The following is a 16,683-nucleotide window of genomic DNA, read 5'->3' as shown; positions in this document are numbered from 1 at the left end:
TTGTGCTTCTTGATGTATTCCCAAACCTTCTTGGTGACTTCCGTACGCGGCAGTGGCTCAGCGCCAATGACTGCGGCCAGAGCCGGGCTCGGTGTGAGAGCCTTCATGAAGGCGGCATTCGGGGTGCGCTTGACAGCGACCTTCTTGGCTGCAGGTGCAGCCTTCTTTGCCGGGACTTTCGCAGGTGCCGCAGCCTTTTTGGCCGGGACTTTCTTCGCAGTTGCCATGTGAATTCACTCCAATCTAGGGTCAGATCTGATGCCTTGCCTCGGGCACATGCTGTGTTCGCATGTGTTCCTCAAGGGTATTGCGCCTGCGATGGTAATGCCACTTCCCTCTGAAAAACAGTGTTTATGAATGTTTGTGGCCCTTCAACGTCAATGAAATGTGCATTGGAGCCGGTGGTGCGGGCCTGTGTGCGCTGCAGACATGGCCATTTCGGTGTTCAATCGCGTCTTTCCCGGTGTTTTCAGGAGTACTTAGGATGACGCCTCAAGCCGTTTTGGCCCAACCGTTCACGCTGCCCAATGGCGTGGTGATCAAGAACCGCCTGTTCAAATCGGCGATGTCCGAAGCCCTGGGCAATCGTGAACGCGCGCCGACGCCGGAGCTTGTGCGCCTGTACCAGGCCTGGGCCGATGGTGGTGTGGGTTTGTGTGTCACCGGCAACGTGATGATCGACCGGCGCGCCTTGGGCGAACCCGGCAACGTGGTCATCGAAGACGACCGCCACCTGGCCGAGCTGAAAGCCTGGGCGCAAGCGGGCACGCGGGGCGGCACGCAATGCTGGGTGCAGCTCAACCACCCGGGCAAGCAATCGCCCAAGGGCTTGAACAAAGAGACCGTGGCGCCATCGGCCGTGCCGTTTCGCGATGACATGAAAGCCTTTTTCGCCACGCCGCGCGAGTTGACCGATGCCGAGATCCATGGCCTGGTCGAGCGGTATGGCCGGGCGGCAGGCATCGTCAAGCAGGCTGGTTTCACGGGCGTGCAGATCCATGGGGCGCATGGTTACCTGGTCAGCCAGTTTTTGTCACCGCACCACAACCGCCGCACCGACGAGTGGGGTGGCACGGCCGAGAAGCGCCGCCGCTTTGTGCTGGCGGTTTACCGGTCCATGCGCGAACACGTGGGGCCTGACTTCCCGGTGGGCATCAAGCTGAACTCGGCCGACTTCCAGCGCGGTGGTTTCACGGAAGAAGAGTCGCTGGACACGATCCGCGCGCTGGCCGAAGCGGGCATCGACTTGATCGAGGTGTCGGGTGGCACCTACGAGGCGCCCGCCATGACGGGGATCAAGGCCGACCAAGCCGCGCCGGTGAAGGACAGCACGCGCCAGCGCGAGGCCTACTTCATGGCCTTTGCCGAGAAGGCACGCCAGGCCGTCAAGACGCCGTTGGTGGTGACGGGGGGCTTCCGTTCATCGCAGGGCATGGCCGCGGCCATCAGCTCGGGCGCGGTGGACATGGTGGGACTGGCGCGGGCACTGGCGGTGGAGCCTGCGCTGCCTCAGCGCTTGTTGAACGGGCAGGAACCGACGCACGTGATCAAGCCGATCAAGACCGGCATCAAGTTCATCGACAAGATGGGTTTGCTGGAGGTGACCTGGTACACCGGTCAGCTCAAGCGCATTGGCAAGGGAGAAGCCCCCAAGCCGAGCGAGTCGGCCTTGTGGGTGTTTGCCAAGTTCATTGCCCACCAGCTGGGGGTGGGCCAGAAGAAACGCTCGCCCACGAAATTGCGGGCGAGCTGATGGCCAGGGCCGCTGAGTGGCTTACAGCGACAGCAAGGCACCCGTGACCAGTGCGGTCAGTGGGATGCCGAACAGGGTCAGTGCTACCAGGCGCCGACCATGCAAGCGAGACCACATCAGCACGCCCGTGATGGAGAGCACCACCAGGCACCCGGCGATCGAGTCAGCGGCCAATATCCACAAGGGGTGCACGCTCTGCGCCATGTGCAAGCGCGTCAGCAGGTAAAAACCATTGCCTTCCTTGCGCTTGACCGTGACGAGTGGATTGCCGCGCCAGTACTCCGCGACCACGCTGCCTTTGGGGCCGGAGTGGCTGAACTCCCAGCGCTCGGGCTGTTGCAATGATTGCTGGCCCCAACTGACGGGCCTGGCCGGCTCTCGCAGCAAACGCAACTGCTCAGGTCGCACATGCAGCGAGGTGGCCAACCATTGCGCCATGGCCTGAGGGTCAGCGCGTTGGTCGGGCTCCACCGGGATGGTGAAGTTGCTGGGGGTCGTCTCCACCAAAGGCAGCTTCATCACCGCACGGTGATTGAGCAGGATGCCGGTGGCTCCGAACAGCAAGCCGAAGACACCGCCCCACAACCCACACCAGGCGTGGGTGCGCTTCAGCCATTTCAAAACGGCAGCTCGGCGCCAGCCGACGGGCAAGAACAAGGGGCCGCCAGGGCGGCTGACCGGGGCAGCCGTGTGGCCCGGCAGCACCGCACTCATGGTTGACTTGAGCGTGAAGGCGAGAAGGTGGGCTCGCCTTGCGCCGCCGTCAGGGTCAAGGTGGCCCGGTGCCGCTTGGCTTGGTAAGGCTTGCCTTCAAACTCGCCAGCGCCTTGCTCCAGGTGGATCACTTGCAAGATGTATTGCCCCTTCCAGGGCATGGGCAGGCGCACAGCGCCCTCCTTGTCCGTTCGTGCTTCCTGGGCCCAAGTGTTCTGGGCCACGATCTTCACATCGGCCTTGGGCAGTGGCTTGCCGCGGAAGTACACCTTGAAGTTGCCCGCTTCAGGCGATGGGACGATGTCCAGCGTCAGGCCGGGCTGGGCTGCTGAGGTGGGGAGGGTGCCTTGATGGCGCGCGTAGAAGAATGGCTTGACGATGCCGATGCCCGACATGCTCCAGTCTTTCACCCCCAAGGCCAGCTCTTCCACCAGGATCGTGGCTTGCGCGGGAATCGGCGATGCGAAGGCAAAGCCGTCGGCGCGTTTGCTCAGCTTGACGGGCTTAGCCACCGCATCGGAGGCCGTCAGCCACTGGGCATGAGGCCCCGGGATCTCATCGAGTCGGCCCGGCGAGCGTTCTCGGGCAGACTCTTCGTACTCGCCAAAAAACACGGTGGCCTGGGGGCCTTCATGCTCGATCCAAAGGTAGTGGGCACGTGCGGTGCTCATCGACAAGCAGGCCAATGCCGAGGCCACGCAGGCTTTGAAGTGATGTGGTTTCATGGTGGGTTTTCGATGGCGCATCAGTTGAAACGCAAGCGTGCCGTCAGGAAGGCGGCGCGCTCTTCACCGGGCAAGGCGCCGCTGAAGGTGGCGTTGGTGAAATAGCGGCGGTCGGTCAGGTTGCGCAGGTTCAAGCCGATGTCCCACATTTTTGTTTCGTAGAAGACACTGGCATCCATCACCGTGTAAGACGGCACCCGGTACAGGTTCAGGCTATCGGCATAGGTGTCACCACGGTAGGTGACGCCACCACCGACACCCCAACCGCGCAGCGATTCGGCCTGCAAGCGGTAGGCGGCCCAGAGGCGGGCGCCCGTCTTGGCCACGCCGGCGGGCCGTTTGCCAGTGATGCTGGCGTTGGCATTGGCGGTCGTTTTGGCATCTTGCCAAACCAGGTTGGCCGTGGTGGTCAAGCCAGTCACCGGGCTGCCCGACAAGTCAAGTTCAAAGCCTCGCGTCCTGTCTTTGCCATCGGGTGTCGGGTCCAGGTTGCCTGGCAGCGTGATGTAGTAGTCCTGGCGCCGGGTCTCGAACAAGGCGGTGGTCAGGTCTAATTTGTTGTCCAGCAAGGACAGCTTGGCGCCGACTTCCAGCTGTGACGAGCTTTCCGGAATCACGGTGCCGTCTGCCGATGCGTTGACCTTGCCCGCCTCGGTGGCCAGGTTGACGAACTTGCCGTTGGACCAACCCGCGTAGAACGAGGTCTGGCTGGAGGGTTGCCACACGGCGCCCAAAGAGCCTGTGGTCCAGGTCACCGTGTCCTTCACCGTGCGCGGTACAACGGAGGCTCCTTGCAGTCCCTGGTCGGTGACCTTGGCGCTTTCTGCGCGCAGGCCGGCACGCAGCTTGAACTGCTCGCCGAACGCAATCTGGTCTTGGGCGTAAAGGCCCCAGGCTTGTGAGCTGATGTGGCGGTTGAAGCCCTGAGAGAGCACTGGGGATAATCCAGCCAACGAGGTCTCTTGCACCACGGGTTGGTTGATGTTGTCGATGTTTGGCAGGTTGTAGCCGATGCGGACAGTGTCAGCCCGGGTGCGGTTGAACTCGACGCCAGCCAGAACTGTGTGCCGTGCGGTGGGCTCGCCAAACTTCCAGACGATTTCGTTTTGCAGGCTGAGGTAGCGGGCATCGTCGTTCTGGGTGCGGACGTTGCGGCCGGTCATGGCGTTGTTGATGTCGCCCGCGGCGCCACCGGCATTGCGCAGCATGTCCAGCGAGCGCCAGTCCTGAACCAAAGCCGTTCGCAACAACAGGTCGCTGGAGAACTGCCATTCGTGGCCCAAGGTCAGGCGGTCGATGGTTTGATCGCTGTAGTTGAAGGGGCTGTAGTACTTGGCCTCAAGGGGCACCGGCACGATCTGGCGGTTGATGTTGAAGGGCAGGCCGTAGTTGTCGGGTTTGACTTTCAGTTCGCGGTGATCGTAGTCAATGGTGAAGGTGCTGTTGTCATTGACCCACCATGTCAGCGAAGGCAGAACCTCGGTGATCTCGCGAGACAGGTCGCGCCAACCGTCGGTTTTCTCGGTGTTGATGATCAGCCGTGCTGCAACATTTTTCGACAAGGGGCCGGTGATGTCCGCGCTGGCCTGCACGGTGCCAAAACTGCCCATGGTGGTGGCCAGCTCCGCGCCAAAGCGCCGCTGAGGCTGTTTGGTCACCACGTTCAAGCTGCCGCCGGGTTGGCCTGCGCCGTACAAGGCCGACCCTGGCCCTTTCAGCACTTCGACCCGTTCGACATCGGCAAACGTGCGCCAGTAGCCGTTTTGCGTGGTGCCATCGAAGTAGCCATCGCGCAGAAAGCGCATGGCCTGGCCTCGGATCACGTAGTTGTTGGCAAAGCCATAGCCGCCACCCATGACGGGTTGCACCCCGCTCACGTTTTCAACCGCCTGATTCATCGTCAGGGTGCCCTGGTCGTGCAGCACTTCTTTGGGCACGACGACGACCGAGGCGGGCAGGTCGCGCAAGGGTGTGTCGGTTTTGCTGCCAGTCTGTGTCTGGCTTAGCAGGCTGCCGGGCCGGGTTCGCGCGCCCTGGACTGTGATGCCGGGCAATGACGATTCAACGGCGTTGTCGCCGCTGTTCTGAGCCCAAACGGGGCTGACAAAACCGCCTCCAAAGAGCGTGGCCAACGCGGCCAATGAAATGGCGGTTCGTGAATGGGGGTGGAACACTCTGATGACTCCTTAACAATGATCGTAATGATAACGATTCTTGTTAAGAATTGCAAAGAGTGTGCTCGCCCGCGAGGTGCGGGCGAGCTGTTCCGTGGACTCAGGCCCTGCGGCGGCGGGTGAAAGCGCCAATGGCCGCCAGCCCCAGCAAAGCCATCACGTAGCTTTCGGGTTCGGGCACGGCCGCCGTCACGGTCAGCACATCGCCGACTTGCAGGTTGCCGGTGTCGATGAGCCAGTTTTGCGCGCCGACCGTGCCCAGGGGGTTACCGATGGCCACGTCCAGGTACTCGGGCGAGCCGAAGCTCACCAAAGCCTGCTGGCCACCGAGGCTGGAGGCCACGGTGTACGAGGGGTCAAAGCTGCGGGTCACGGTGCCCAGCGTCTGGAAACTGGCCAGGCTCAGGCTGAAGCGGACTTCGTTCAAGCCCGTGCCCGTGAGGTTGCGCAGCACGGCGTTGAAGTCCAAGCCCGACAGCAGGTCGTCGGCGGTGATCTGGTAGCTCAGCGAGACCGGAGCAAGGTCGCTCAAGTCCAGGTCGAACGAGATCAGGCCGGCGTCGCTGTAGTCGGTGACCACGCTGTTGCCCGCGCTGGTGCTGCCGATGAAAGTGGCGGCGAAGGCAGGTGTGGTGGCCAGGCCGCACAGGGCCAGGGATGCGATGAGTTTTTTCATGATGGGTACTCCTAGTGTGTCGGGGTTCAGAGCGTGCCGTTGGTCCAGGGGCCGGTGATGGCCAAGGTCACGCCAGGCGATTGCAGGTTGACGAACAGCACGCGGCCATCCGGGCTGAAAGACGAACCGCACCATTCGGTGTTGCGCAGGTTGCCGGTGGGGGCATTGGGCTTGCCTGCCGCCGCCAGTTGAGCCGCCGTGAAGTTGTAGTTGTTGGCCGCGAACATGTAGGAGCTGCCATTGGGGTGCAGGGCCATCAGGCGTTGCGCGGTCACAGCCGGGCCGCTGTTGGGGCCGCTGGTGCCGCCATCTTCGTTGAACAGCAGGCCGCCGCGTGGGCTGACGCAGATGTTGTCGGGCGAGTTGCCCACTTGCAGGTCGTTGCTGACGAAGATGGCCTTGAGCACCATCGAGGCCAGGTCCAACGCCCAGATGCGGCCGGCGCGGCTGGGGCTGGTCGACACTTGCTTGTCCGTGAAGAACACGGTGCCGTTGGCGACCCAGCAGCCTTCACCAGCGCCCAGGATGGCGGCGCCGTTGGCGTAGGCCTGGCGGTACGGGCCGCTGGCCGACACGTTGCCGACGACGGAGGAGAGGGTGGCGCCGTCCAGGTCGGGGTTGGCGATGTCCACCCATTCGGTGTCGAACTCCTGGCACAGCGTGGGCATGCGCAGGTCGGCGTTGGCCTGGCTCTTGACCTTCAGGCCTTGCAAGGTGCCACCAGCGTGCAGGGAGTTCAAGCCGCCCGCGATGTTGGTGGGGCGGAAGCGGTACAGCGTGTTGGCGTTGCCCTGGTCTTCCGTGAGGTACCAGTAGCCGGTCAGCGGATCGATGGCGCTGGCTTCGTGGGCCATGCGGCCCATGTCGACGAGGGGGTTGGGGTTGGCGGCGGTCAGGCTGGGGTCGGCGGGCACTTCAAAGATGTAGCCGTGCTTTTTGCCGGTGCTGCTGACCGAGTTGCTGCGGATCTCTTCGTTGGTGAGCCAGGAGCCCCAGGTGGACGCGCCGCCTGCGCAGTTGCGGTTGGTGCCGCCAAACGAGGCGTAGCTTTCCACCCAGTTGCCATCGCGCCAGACCAGGTTGGTGGTGCCGCCCAGTTGGTAGGCCGACGAGGTGGTGCCGGTGTCGTACTTGGCCACGGCGGTGCGGCTGGCGCCAATGATGGACGAGGCGCTGCTGCCGGTGCCCAGTTCATGGTTGCGCACCAGCACGATCTCGGTGCTGCGGCCGACCTTGCGAGCGCGGACCACGCCCATGCCGTCGTGCCCGTTGGGGGTGATCAGGCCGTCGGTCATCACGTCGCCGCGCCAGCCGTAGGACTTGTAGGAGAAGCCTGGGGGCAGCTGGATCAGGGGCAGGCCGGTGGTCAGGTCATTGACGGGGGCCAGTGCGCCATAAGGGCTGTCCAGCAAAACGGACGACGTGGCCGCCATGCAGGATGAGGTGGAGGCTTCTGCCACGCGCGAGGCCATCGCGGCGATGGGGCCACCGAAGGCGGCGGCGATGGCGGCAGAGCCGCCTTTGAGGAGTGTGCGGCGTGACGTCGAGACTTCTGGGGCGTCCATGGAGATCCTTCAAAGGGGTTGGTTGAAGGACCGGAATCTGCCTGCGCCGTGTGACGGCGGCGTGAAGGCTGGGCGCGCGCATCGGCATGCCCTCTTTGCTGCGCGGCATTGACCTCACGGTGTCAAACGCGTGTGTTATTCAGCGCGTTGAAACAAGACGGCGGGGGTGATGTCTTGCAAGGTGGCGCAGCCAGTGAGCGCCATGGCGATCTCCAACTCATCGCGCAGCAGGCGGATGACGTGGGCCACGCCCAGTGCACCAGCCGTGGCCAATGCATGCACATAGGGGCGCCCGATCAGCACGGCATGGGCGCCCAATGCAATGGCCTTGAGCACATCGGTGCCGCGCCGGATGCCGCCATCCACCAGCAAGGGCATGTCGGGCCCGACGGCTTGCGCAATGCGCGGCAAGGCCCAGGCGGTGGGGATGGCCGTGTCCAGCGTGCGGCCACCGTGGTTGGAGACGATCAGGCCGGCCACGCCCAGTTGGGCCGTTTGCCGCGCATCGTCTTCATGCAGGATGCCTTTGAGCAGGATGGGCAGGCGGGTGATGCTTTGCAGCCAGGCGATGTCGGACCAGGTGGGGGCGGCTGTGAGCAGGCCGTCGAACATGGCGCTTTGCCCGGGATGCAAGGACACCAGCGGAGCATCTGGCAAGCCCGCGAGGTTGAGGGCCGAGATGCCGGGCGGCAGTTTGAAGCCGACGCGTCGTTCGCGGTCGCGGGCGCCGCTGGTGGGGGCATCGACGGTGAGCACCAAGGCTTCGTAGCCGGCGGCCTCCGCGCGCTGCACCAGTGCTTGCGTGAAGCCCCGGTCACGCTGAAGGTAGAGTTGGAACCACAAGGGTCCACGGCCTTCGTCTTTCAGGATGGCTTGGGCGATGTGCTCCAACGAGGTGCTGGCCTGGGTACTCAGCACCAGGCCAGCACCTTGGGCGGCGGCCGCGTAGGCGGTGCCCAGCTCGCCATCGGGGTGGGCCATGCGCTGGAACGCCACAGGTGCCAGCAAGATGGGGTGCGCCAGCACCCGGCCCAACAAGGTTTGCCGCGTGTGCCCACCCGCCAGCGCGCGCAGCACGCGCGGGTGCAGCAGCCATTGATCCCAGGCGGTGCGGTTGGCCTGCAGGGTGAGCTCGTCGCCCGCGCCACCGCTGAAATAGGCCCAGGCGTTGTCGTCAAGCCGTTCGCGCGCGTGGGCGGCGTAGTCGGTCAGGTTGACCGTGCCGGGTGGGATCGCGCCAAGTTCAGGGATGGGGCTCATGGGTGGGCGGCCATCAGGCGACATCGTCGCCATGGGGGGCGGCTTTGCGCCCGGTGATCATGGCGTGCACCAGGTTCTCGCGGTGGCGAAGGCTGGTGAACATGATGCCGATCAGGTGAAGTGCGATGAGGCCGAGCAGGCCCCAGGCCATCCAGGTGTGGATGATTTCCAAGGGCTCGGAGCCCCAGTAGCGGTCGGTGGTTTGCAGCCAACCCGTGAAGGCGGTGCCCGCCACACCGGCCAGCAAGGTCACCACCATCCAGCCTCCCAAGGGGTTGTGTCCGATGTGGCGGGGCTCGCGGTGGTGCCACATTTGTCGGCAGTAGGCCAGGACCATGGAGGGGCGGCGCACGAACTGGGCAAAGCGGGCGTATCGGCGCCCCACCCAACCCCACATCAATCGAATCGACACCACCGCTGCGGCCACATAACCAGCGCGCTCGTGTGCCCAACCGATGCCCAGGTCCATGGTGCTCAGCCAAGTGATGGCAATGGCGCCCACCAGTGTCCAGTGCAGGAGGCGGATGAGGCGGTCCCAGACTTGAATCACTGCACCACGTTGCCGATCAGCTCAAGGGTCTTGGGATTGAAGTAAGACTCTTTCTTGTTGCCTTGCTTGTCAAAGCCGTAGACCTCGTAGCAGCCGTTGTCGATCTTGATCTTGCGGATCTGCCAACCGTCTTTCTCCAGTTTGCTGACCAACTCGTCACGCTTTTTCCATTCTGCAGCGGGTTCGTTGCATTTGAAATCGCCGTGAGCGTGAACCAGTGTTGGCGTGGCCGCGAACAGGGCCAGGGACAGGATGAGGGTTGCTTTCATGGGAATGCTTTCTGTCTGTGCGTGTGATCCGTGAACATCAGGTGTCGGCCCACATGCGCAAAAGGTTATGGTACAGGCCGGTCAAACCAACCAGGGACGGGTCTTCGCCGTGCTGTGTGCGCAGGCGCAGCAGGTCCATGTCCATGTTGAACAGCAGCCGACGCTGATCGTCACGGCGGACCATGCTCTCGACCCAGAAGAAGCTGGCCACGCGTTGCCCGCGTGTCACGGGCTCGACGCGGTGCACGCTGCTGGACGGGTAGATCACCATGTGCCCGGCCGGCAGTTTGACGGACTGGACACCGAAGGTGTCGTTGATGACCAGCTCGCCGCCTTCGTAATCTGCTGGTTCGGACAGGAACAAGGTGCAGCTGACGTCTGTGCGAACTCTGGTGCCGGTGCTGGCCGAGTGCATGACCGCGCCATCGACGTGATCGTCGTAGCGGTTGGTGTCGTTGCCGTAGCGGTTGAACTGCGGCGGGAAAGTCTTCTTGGGCAGCGTGGCCGAGAAGAACAAGGCATGGCGGTTAAGGGCTTGCAGGACCAGGGTTTGCGCGGCCTTGGCCTGCTCGCTGCCAGGAATGACCTGCTCATTGTTTTTGGCATGCACCGCTTGCGTGCCAGCCGTGGCTCGACCGTCGCGCCATGCTGCTTCACCCAAGGTGGCGTGCAAGGCACGCAACTCGTCAGGGGTCAGGACATCAGGGATGTGAAGCAGCATGGCGGCGAAGTCAGGTTTCAGACCCCACAGTTTAGAACGTGGCCTTGAGGCTCAACTGGGCAGAGCGCGCTGCGCCAGGTATGTAGAAGCCGCGGTACAGACCATCGGCGTACAACTCGTCGGTCACGTTGTTGATGTTCAAGCGCAGGGACATCCGCCAGTCGATGGTGTACTCGACCATCAGATCTGCGGTGGTGAAGTCGGCAGCCTTGGCGGTACGGTTTCCTTCCGGATTCTGCGAGCCGCGGTGGTTCAGGCCCGCGCCGAAGCGCCATTGCGGATTCAACTGGTAGGTGCTCCACAGGCTGGCGCTGTGCTTGGGGGTCAGGCCGGGGCGGTCGCCTTGCTGTTGAGCATTGTTGGCGCTGCAGACGCCCGTGTTGGCATTGCAGGTGATGGCGGGAACGTTGCTCTTGTCGATCTTGGCTTCCGGCATCCAGGTGTAGGAGAAGTAAGCCTCCCAATTCTTGGTCAGCCTGCCAGCGATGTCCAGGTCCAGGCCAGCCGTGTGCCGTTTGCCGGACAGCAGTTGCTGGGCAGATGCGCTGTCCGGGTCGGTGTTGCGCTCGTTGTACTTTTCGGCGTAGAAGATCGAGGGATTGAACGACAGACGCTGGTCCAGCAGGTTGAACTTGGCGCCGATTTCAAAGTTGCGGCTTTGCTCGGGCGGGGTGTTGGCATCCTTGGTGTTCGGGGCGCCCGGGGTGAACTGGTAGGTGTCGCCTGAGACGTTGAAGGACGTGCCGTAGGACGTGTGGAACGAGGCCGCTTCATTGGGTTGGAACAAGAAGCCCAGGCGCTGACTCCACAAGTTGTCATCGCGCGAGAAGCTCGCGCCGGCGGCTGTGTGGTACGAGGCGCTGAACTGGTCATTGCGCAGGCCGGCGATCAGCTTGAACGCGGGCGTGAAGGCCAGCGTGTTCTGGACGTAGAGGCCCAGGTTGCGTGCTGTGAAGTGGCTGTAGGGGATGGCTCCACGCAGATCGGGCACCGATGCACCATTGTCCGGGGTGCCCACTGTGGTGGGCGGGCGAGCGGCAGGGTTGGAGAAATTGTTCGCGCGGGAGGCCTTGTCCCAAGACAAGTCCGCGCCAGTGATCAGGGTGTCGGTCATCGAACCGAACTTGAAGGTCTGGCTGTAGTCGCTTTGCAGCAAGGTGCCGCGCGTGGCAGCCATCCGGCCCTTGGATGAGTTCCGGTTGATGATGGTGGCATCGCTGACATTGTCCACGGTCGTGGTTGCACCATTGGTGGTCCCGAAACCGACCACTGTCGCCAACAGATCGCGCTGGTAATAGCCTTGGCGCAGGGTGGTCTTGAGTTCTCCGCCATGCGAGAACTTGTGCAGGTGGCTCAAGGTGCCGTAAGTGACATTGCCCTTGTTGTGGTCGCTGGCCAGCCCGTAGAAGTGGTCGGCCTCCAGCGTGGGCACGATTCGACCATTCACGAGAATCCAGGGGTGGTTGTACGTGGGGTTGTTGTCGTACTGCAGGTGATACAGGCTGGCGGTGAATTCGTCAGCGGTGCCGATGCCCCAGCGGTAGGTCGGCGCGATGCCACGTTTGGACACGGTGGCGCCGCGGTTGTCAGCCTCGTGCACCATGGTGTTGATGCGCAGCGCCGAGGTGTCGCTGGTCTGAATGTTGAAGTCGCCAGTCAGGCGGACCATCTTGCCGGTGCCCACGGTGGTTTCAACCTCGTGCTGCGTCATCAGGTAGGGTTGCTTGCTGACCTGGTTGACCACGCCCCCCGTGGAGCCTTTGCCAAACAGCATGGAGGCCGAGCCACGCAGGACTTCGATGCGGTCGTTGGTGAAGGTGTCGCGCTCGTACAGCGAGGGATCGCGCAGTCCGTCGATGTAGATGTCCCCGGATTGACTCAGCGAGAAGCCGCGCAGGCGAATGTCCTCTTCGCCGGTTTCACCTGCCTGGAAAGTGACGCCGGCCGTGGTGTGCAGCACGTCCTTGATGTCGGTGAGGTTGCGGTCTTGCATCAGCTTCTGCGTGACGACCGTCACCGATTGAGGAATGTCTCGCAGTTCCTGTTTGCCTTTGCCGATGGTGGTGGTGGTGGCCTGGTAGGAGGTTTTCGCCGGAGGCGTGCGATCAACTGTGCCTTTCACCGTCACCTCGGGCAAAGGGGCGTCGACCTTTTGGGGTGCACCGTCGGCCGTTTGGGCCCCCACGGACGAGCCCAGCAGACTCAGGCCGAATCCAGCGGCAAGGGCGCCCAGGGACGGGGCGGAAAGGGGGCGTTGGCGAGACATGACTACGTGGCTCCGGAAAATGAAATGCAGACCCGAACGGGAATAACTTCACAAATGATAACGATTCGCAATACTGTTCTGGTTTGCGAGCATCCCCCGGAGCGTGGGGGGTGTACTTTCGATGTCCCCTAAAAACAACGCTTGACCCGTCTCTTCATGAAAACGCCAGCCAGTCCCGCAAGGGCCCATGCCTGGGCAAACGTTCGCACACCACCCCCCAAACCCGCTCCACCAGCGAAGGCTGCAAAACCTGCTCGCACGCGCCCATGGTGTCGATGCGCCCCTGGTTCATCACCAGCACCTGGTCTGCGTAAGCGCCCGCCAGGTTGATGTCGTGCAGCACAGCGATCACGCCCACACCTTGTTGCGTGAGTTCGCGCAGCAGGCGCATCACCGTGTGCTGGTGGGCCAGGTCCAGCGCGGCGGTGGGTTCGTCCAGCAGCAGCCAGCGCTCCTGGGGGTGGTCGGGATGTGCCCACACCTGCGCCAGCACGCGCGCCAGGTGCACGCGTGCTTTCTCGCCGCCCGACAGCAGCTCGTAGCGTTGGTGCACCAGGTGCAGCGCCCCGGCCATCTGCAGTGCGTCGTCAACCAGGTGGGCTTCACGCGGATGCGGCTGGTCGCTGTGGGGGTAGCGGCCCATGCGGACGATGTCGCGCACATTGAAGTCAAAGGGCACGGGGTTGTCCTGCGGAAGCAGGGCGCGGGCGCGGGCCAGGTCCAGCGTGTCCCAGTGCGACAAGGGTTGGCCCAGCAACCGCACCTGGCGCAGCACGCTGTGCTCCAGCCCGGCCAAGGCGCCCAGCAAGGTGGATTTGCCCGCGCCGTTGGGGCCGAGCAGCGCATGCAGGCGGCCCGCGGCCAGTTGCAGTTGGGGGATGTCGAGCAGGGTGCGCTGGCTTTTGACGAGGCGCAGGTCTTGGGCGGTCAGGCTCATGGTGGGTTCTCCTTTTCTTCAGACAGAGGCATGCCGCTGTCGCAGCATCCACAAGAACAAAGGTGCGCCCAGCAAGCCAGTGAGCACGCCCAGGGGCAGCTCGACGGGGGCCACGACGGTGCGGGCGGCGGTGTCGGCCAGGATCAGCAAGATGGCGCCCAGCAAGGCCGAGCCGGGCAGCACCACGCGGTGGTCGGCACCCGCCAGCAGGCGCACGCCATGCGGCGCGATCAGGCCCACGAAGCCGACCATGCCGATGTGCGCGGTGAGCACCCCCACCACCAAGGCCGACCACCACACGCCGTGGCGTTTGAGGTGGCTGACGGACACGCCCATGAGGCGAGCTTGAGCCTCGCCCAAAGCCAGGGCATTGAACTGCGGTGCCAGGCGCCAGGTGAACCACAGTGCCAGCAGCACCGGGGGTGCCGCCCAGGCCACGCTGGTCCAGCGCGTGCCGCTGAGGCTGCCCAGCAGCCAGAAGGTCAGTGAGCGCAGTTGCGTGTCGTTGGCCATGAAGCTGAGCCAGCCCAGGCCGGAGGCGGCCAGGGCGTTGACCGCCACGCCCATCAACAGCAGCAAAGGCAGGCGCACCTGGCCCTGGATGCTGGACCAGCGCCAGACCAGGGCCGTCACGGCCAGGCCGCCCAGGAAGGCGGTGAGCAAAGGCAGGGATGAGCCGAGGAAGTTCCACCACATGACCGGCATGGCCGTGCCCAGCACGATGGCCAGCCCTGCGCCCAGGGCCGAGCCACTGGTGACGCCGATCAGGCTGGGGTCGGCCAGTGGATTGCGGTACAGGCCTTGGACCAGGGCGCCGGTCAGGCCCAGCCCCGCGCCCGACAGCAAGGCCATCAGCAGGCGTGGCGCGCGGATGTGGAAGAAGACCTGGGCATCGGGGTGCGTGGCCCATTGGTCGGGCGAGGTCAGCAGGGACCACAGGCTGGCGGGGGAGATGGCGTAGGCGCCTTGCGTGGCGGCCCAAGCCAGGGCCAGCACCAGTGTGATCAGGCCGATCAAGCCGAGTGTTCTGGTGGACAGGCGTGGCTGCAGGCCCGAGCTTGACCAGGCCGTGGTGGCCGCGCTCATGCTGTGATGGTGCCCAATTGCCTGGCCAAGGCCTCGACAGCATTGGGCAAGCGCGTGCCGAAGCCCAGCAGGAACTGCGCGTCCATGACCACCAGCCGTTTGGCGCGGCCAGCGGGTGTGAAGGCCAGGCCGGGCTGATCCCAGAAGCGATCAATGCCGCCGCTGGCCTGGATGGATTCAGCCGTGGTCAGGATCACATCAGGCACGGCGGTGGCGGCGGCTTCGGGGGTCAGGCTTTTGTAGCCGGTGGACTCGAACAGCGGGTTGCGGGCACCAGCGAACGTCAACATGGCGTGCGCGGCCGTGGCCTGGCCCGCCACCTGGGCTTTGCCGCCATGGGCCATCACGAAGAGCACGCGGGGCGCTTGCGGTGTTCTTTGAACGCGTTGCTGCACAGCCTTCCATTGCTGGGTCAGCTCGGCGATCAGCGTTTGGCCTTGCGCCAATTGCTGGCTGGCCTGGGCGGCGGCGTTGACCTTGGCCACCAGCTCATCAAACGTGTGATCGGCGCGCACCAGCTGCAAGGCCACGCCCGCATCGCGCAGCTGGTCCAGCACGGCGGGCGGGCCGACCTCATGCGTGCCCAGCACCGCCGTGGGTTTGAGCGATAGCACGCCTTCGGCCGACAGTGCTCGCATGTAGCCGATCTTGGGCGTGTGCAGCGCGGCTTCGGGGAAGACGCTGGTGGTGTCGGTGGCCACCAGCCAGCGCTCGGCTTTCAGGCGGTAGATCACTTCGGTCATGCCACCGGTCAGGCTGATCAGGCGCGGTGGGTTGGCCGGTTTGCCTTGTGACCAGCCATGGGGTGACATGGCCAGGGTCGCTGCCGAGACCGAGGTCCGGCGCAACCAGTCGCGGCGTGTTTTCAGGGGCCCTTGATGGTTGTTCATGCGGCCTCCGTTTGCACCACCGGCCCATGGACCAGTTGGTGGGCCAGGGCACGCCAGGCGGGCAGCTCGGCCTTGCCGGGTTTGCGTTCGCCAAAGAACATGGCGATGACCTGGCCTTGCTCGTCGAACAGCTCCACCGAGGTCACGGGTCCATCGTCGGTGGGCTTGGTGACCAGCCAGCTTTCAGCGACATGGTCGTGCCGCAGGTGCAGGTTGAAGCCTTCGTCCAGCACGTTCAACCAGGGGCCCATGACCTCGATGCGGTGCACGGCGCCGGTGTGGATCTGCAGGCAGCCTTCGTTGCCCGCGAACACCATGATGGGCACGCCGCTGCTGGCCGCCGCTTCCAGCAACCACTGCACGCTCACCAAGGGCAGGCGCCTAGTGTGGATGCCTTCCATGAGCCTGAAGCTCTGGGCGCGATCGACTTCAAACTTGCGCAGCAGCGAGAAGAACTGGTGCGTGTCGCGCATCCCCGACCAGGCATCGCCCAGGCCCAGCGCGTCGATGGCTTCGTCGGGGCGAATGGGGGCGCGCAAGGGGGTGCCGGGCATGAACACGGGCCGGGCTTCGGGCCGGGCGTGGCGTTGCACCAGGGCTTCCAGCGCGGTGAGGTCGGTCTGAGGGCGGGCGTGGACCTTGTGCACGGCGCGGCCATGAACATCGAAGAACTGCAGGCTGTGTTGCTCGCCTTTGGCGTTGTGCTCGATCACATGGAAGCCCGCGTGCCACTTGGACAAGAACAGGCGCAGGTCGATCTCCGGGCCCAGGGCCATGCCCATCAGGCCGGTGACGGTGACGTTGCGGTACACGCCGACCTTCTCATGCACCACGCTTTCATTGCGCGTCAGGGCCATGACGGGGCCGCAGTTCTCCAGGCCCTGCAGCAGGTTGACCCAGTCCGAATCCAGCGGCATGGTGGTGTACAGGCTGTGCTCCGCCACGTCGGGGTGCATCTGGCTGGCGGCGTGCGCGGCCATCACGTCACCTTCGCTCAGGTCGAGTTGGCGCGCGGCATCGCGGGCGCGCAGGCCTTGGGCGCGCAAGGCGGCGAACTGCTCACGCAGCAAGGTCAGATGGGAGGTGTCGGTGATCAT

16 protein-coding genes are annotated in these 16,683 nt (G+C 64.2%); 1 reads left to right on the top strand and 15 read right to left on the bottom strand.

Going from position 1 to position 16,683, the window contains the following annotated elements:
- On the bottom strand, positions 1-227 hold a 227-nt coding region (locus tag Q7V20_RS18850; protein ID WP_304794842.1), incomplete at its 3' end, for an SWIB/MDM2 domain-containing protein.
- Positions 228-484: 257 nt separating this feature from the next.
- On the opposite strand from Q7V20_RS18850, the gene Q7V20_RS18845 reads away from it, so the two are divergent.
- Complete coding sequence (locus Q7V20_RS18845; protein WP_304794840.1) at positions 485-1,753, top strand: NADH:flavin oxidoreductase/NADH oxidase family protein; 1,269 nt, start codon at positions 485-487, stop codon at positions 1,751-1,753.
- Between the two features lie 21 nt (positions 1,754-1,774).
- On the opposite strand, the gene Q7V20_RS18840 is transcribed toward Q7V20_RS18845, so the two are convergent.
- The 14 genes from Q7V20_RS18840 to Q7V20_RS18775 all read right to left on the bottom strand — a co-directional run bounded on the left by Q7V20_RS18840 (position 1,775) and on the right by Q7V20_RS18775 (position 16,683).
- The gene (locus Q7V20_RS18840) at positions 1,775-2,467 is read right to left on the bottom strand and encodes a PepSY-associated TM helix domain-containing protein (protein WP_304794838.1); all 693 of its coding nucleotides are present in this window, start codon (positions 2,465-2,467) and stop codon (positions 1,775-1,777) included.
- Positions 2,464-3,192: a DUF4198 domain-containing protein gene (locus Q7V20_RS18835; protein WP_304794836.1), complete on the bottom strand. Its 729-nt coding sequence runs from the start codon at positions 3,190-3,192 to the stop codon at positions 2,464-2,466. Before Q7V20_RS18835 ends, Q7V20_RS18840 begins: the two co-directional genes overlap by 4 nt.
- A gap of 20 nt (positions 3,193-3,212) precedes the next feature.
- Entirely contained in the window at positions 3,213-5,366 is a 2,154-nt protein-coding gene (locus tag Q7V20_RS18830) for a TonB-dependent siderophore receptor (protein WP_304794834.1), read from the bottom strand.
- A 100-nt stretch (positions 5,367-5,466) separates the two neighbouring features.
- A complete protein-coding gene (locus Q7V20_RS18825) occupies positions 5,467-6,042 on the bottom strand; it encodes a PEP-CTERM sorting domain-containing protein (protein WP_304794832.1) in 576 nt (191 codons plus the stop codon).
- A gap of 26 nt (positions 6,043-6,068) precedes the next feature.
- A complete protein-coding gene (locus tag Q7V20_RS18820) occupies positions 6,069-7,607 on the bottom strand; it encodes a PhoX family phosphatase (protein WP_304794830.1) in 1,539 nt (512 codons plus the stop codon).
- A 135-nt stretch (positions 7,608-7,742) separates the two neighbouring features.
- The gene (locus Q7V20_RS18815; RefSeq protein ID WP_304794828.1) at positions 7,743-8,867 is read right to left on the bottom strand and encodes an alpha-hydroxy acid oxidase; all 1,125 of its coding nucleotides are present in this window, start codon (positions 8,865-8,867) and stop codon (positions 7,743-7,745) included.
- A gap of 13 nt (positions 8,868-8,880) precedes the next feature.
- Positions 8,881-9,417 (bottom strand): cytochrome b/b6 domain-containing protein, encoded by a 537-nt coding sequence (locus Q7V20_RS18810; protein ID WP_304794826.1) that lies wholly within the window; start codon positions 9,415-9,417, stop codon positions 8,881-8,883.
- Positions 9,414-9,686, bottom strand: coding sequence for a PepSY domain-containing protein (locus Q7V20_RS18805; protein WP_304794824.1), 273 nt, complete (start codon positions 9,684-9,686; stop codon positions 9,414-9,416). Before Q7V20_RS18805 ends, Q7V20_RS18810 begins: the two co-directional genes overlap by 4 nt.
- A 37-nt stretch (positions 9,687-9,723) precedes the next feature.
- Positions 9,724-10,407, bottom strand: coding sequence for a Fe2+-dependent dioxygenase (locus Q7V20_RS18800; RefSeq protein WP_304794822.1), 684 nt, complete (start codon positions 10,405-10,407; stop codon positions 9,724-9,726).
- 31 nt (positions 10,408-10,438) lie between these two features.
- Positions 10,439-12,673, bottom strand: a complete 2,235-nt coding sequence (locus Q7V20_RS18795; RefSeq protein WP_304794820.1) for a TonB-dependent siderophore receptor — start codon at positions 12,671-12,673, stop codon at positions 10,439-10,441.
- A 154-nt stretch (positions 12,674-12,827) separates the two neighbouring features.
- Entirely contained in the window at positions 12,828-13,610 is a 783-nt protein-coding gene (locus Q7V20_RS18790; RefSeq protein ID WP_304794818.1) for a heme ABC transporter ATP-binding protein, read from the bottom strand.
- Positions 13,611-13,628: 18 nt separating this feature from the next.
- The gene (locus Q7V20_RS18785; RefSeq protein WP_304794816.1) at positions 13,629-14,696 is read right to left on the bottom strand and encodes an iron ABC transporter permease; all 1,068 of its coding nucleotides are present in this window, start codon (positions 14,694-14,696) and stop codon (positions 13,629-13,631) included.
- Positions 14,693-15,586 carry a hemin ABC transporter substrate-binding protein gene (locus Q7V20_RS18780; RefSeq protein WP_304794814.1) on the bottom strand — a complete coding sequence of 298 codons (894 nt, stop codon included), beginning with the start codon at positions 15,584-15,586 and terminating at the stop codon, positions 14,693-14,695. Before Q7V20_RS18780 ends, Q7V20_RS18785 begins: the two co-directional genes overlap by 4 nt.
- Positions 15,583-16,683: a hemin-degrading factor gene (locus Q7V20_RS18775; RefSeq protein ID WP_304794812.1), complete on the bottom strand. Its 1,101-nt coding sequence runs from the start codon at positions 16,681-16,683 to the stop codon at positions 15,583-15,585. Before Q7V20_RS18775 ends, Q7V20_RS18780 begins: the two co-directional genes overlap by 4 nt.

Origin of the sequence: Aquabacterium sp., assembly GCF_030652515.1 — a bacterium.
GTDB lineage: Bacteria > Pseudomonadota > Gammaproteobacteria > Burkholderiales > Burkholderiaceae_C > Aquabacterium.
This window is presented reverse-complemented; position numbering and strand designations above follow the sequence as displayed.

Bases quoted from the DNA above. Each gene is read 5' to 3' on its own strand.
- Q7V20_RS18805 (WP_304794824.1), bottom strand. From the start codon at position 9,686: ATGAAAGCAACCCTCATCCTGTCCCTGGCCCTGTTCGCGGCCACGCCA.
- Q7V20_RS18840 (WP_304794838.1), bottom strand. From the start codon at position 2,467: ATGAGTGCGGTGCTGCCGGGCCACACGGCTGCCCCGGTCAGCCGCCCT.
- Q7V20_RS18785 (WP_304794816.1), bottom strand. From the start codon at position 14,696: ATGAGCGCGGCCACCACGGCCTGGTCAAGCTCGGGCCTGCAGCCACGC.
- Q7V20_RS18825 (WP_304794832.1), bottom strand. From the start codon at position 6,042: ATGAAAAAACTCATCGCATCCCTGGCCCTGTGCGGCCTGGCCACCACA.
- Q7V20_RS18795 (WP_304794820.1), bottom strand. From the start codon at position 12,673: ATGTCTCGCCAACGCCCCCTTTCCGCCCCGTCCCTGGGCGCCCTTGCC.
- Q7V20_RS18820 (WP_304794830.1), bottom strand. From the start codon at position 7,607: ATGGACGCCCCAGAAGTCTCGACGTCACGCCGCACACTCCTCAAAGGC.
- Q7V20_RS18790 (WP_304794818.1), bottom strand. From the start codon at position 13,610: ATGAGCCTGACCGCCCAAGACCTGCGCCTCGTCAAAAGCCAGCGCACC.
- Q7V20_RS18835 (WP_304794836.1), bottom strand. From the start codon at position 3,192: ATGAAACCACATCACTTCAAAGCCTGCGTGGCCTCGGCATTGGCCTGC.
- Q7V20_RS18775 (WP_304794812.1), bottom strand. From the start codon at position 16,683: ATGATCACCGACACCTCCCATCTGACCTTGCTGCGTGAGCAGTTCGCC.
- Q7V20_RS18800 (WP_304794822.1), bottom strand. From the start codon at position 10,407: ATGCTGCTTCACATCCCTGATGTCCTGACCCCTGACGAGTTGCGTGCC.
- Q7V20_RS18845 (WP_304794840.1), top strand. From the start codon at position 485: ATGACGCCTCAAGCCGTTTTGGCCCAACCGTTCACGCTGCCCAATGGC.
- Q7V20_RS18815 (WP_304794828.1), bottom strand. From the start codon at position 8,867: ATGAGCCCCATCCCTGAACTTGGCGCGATCCCACCCGGCACGGTCAAC.
- Q7V20_RS18780 (WP_304794814.1), bottom strand. From the start codon at position 15,586: ATGAACAACCATCAAGGGCCCCTGAAAACACGCCGCGACTGGTTGCGC.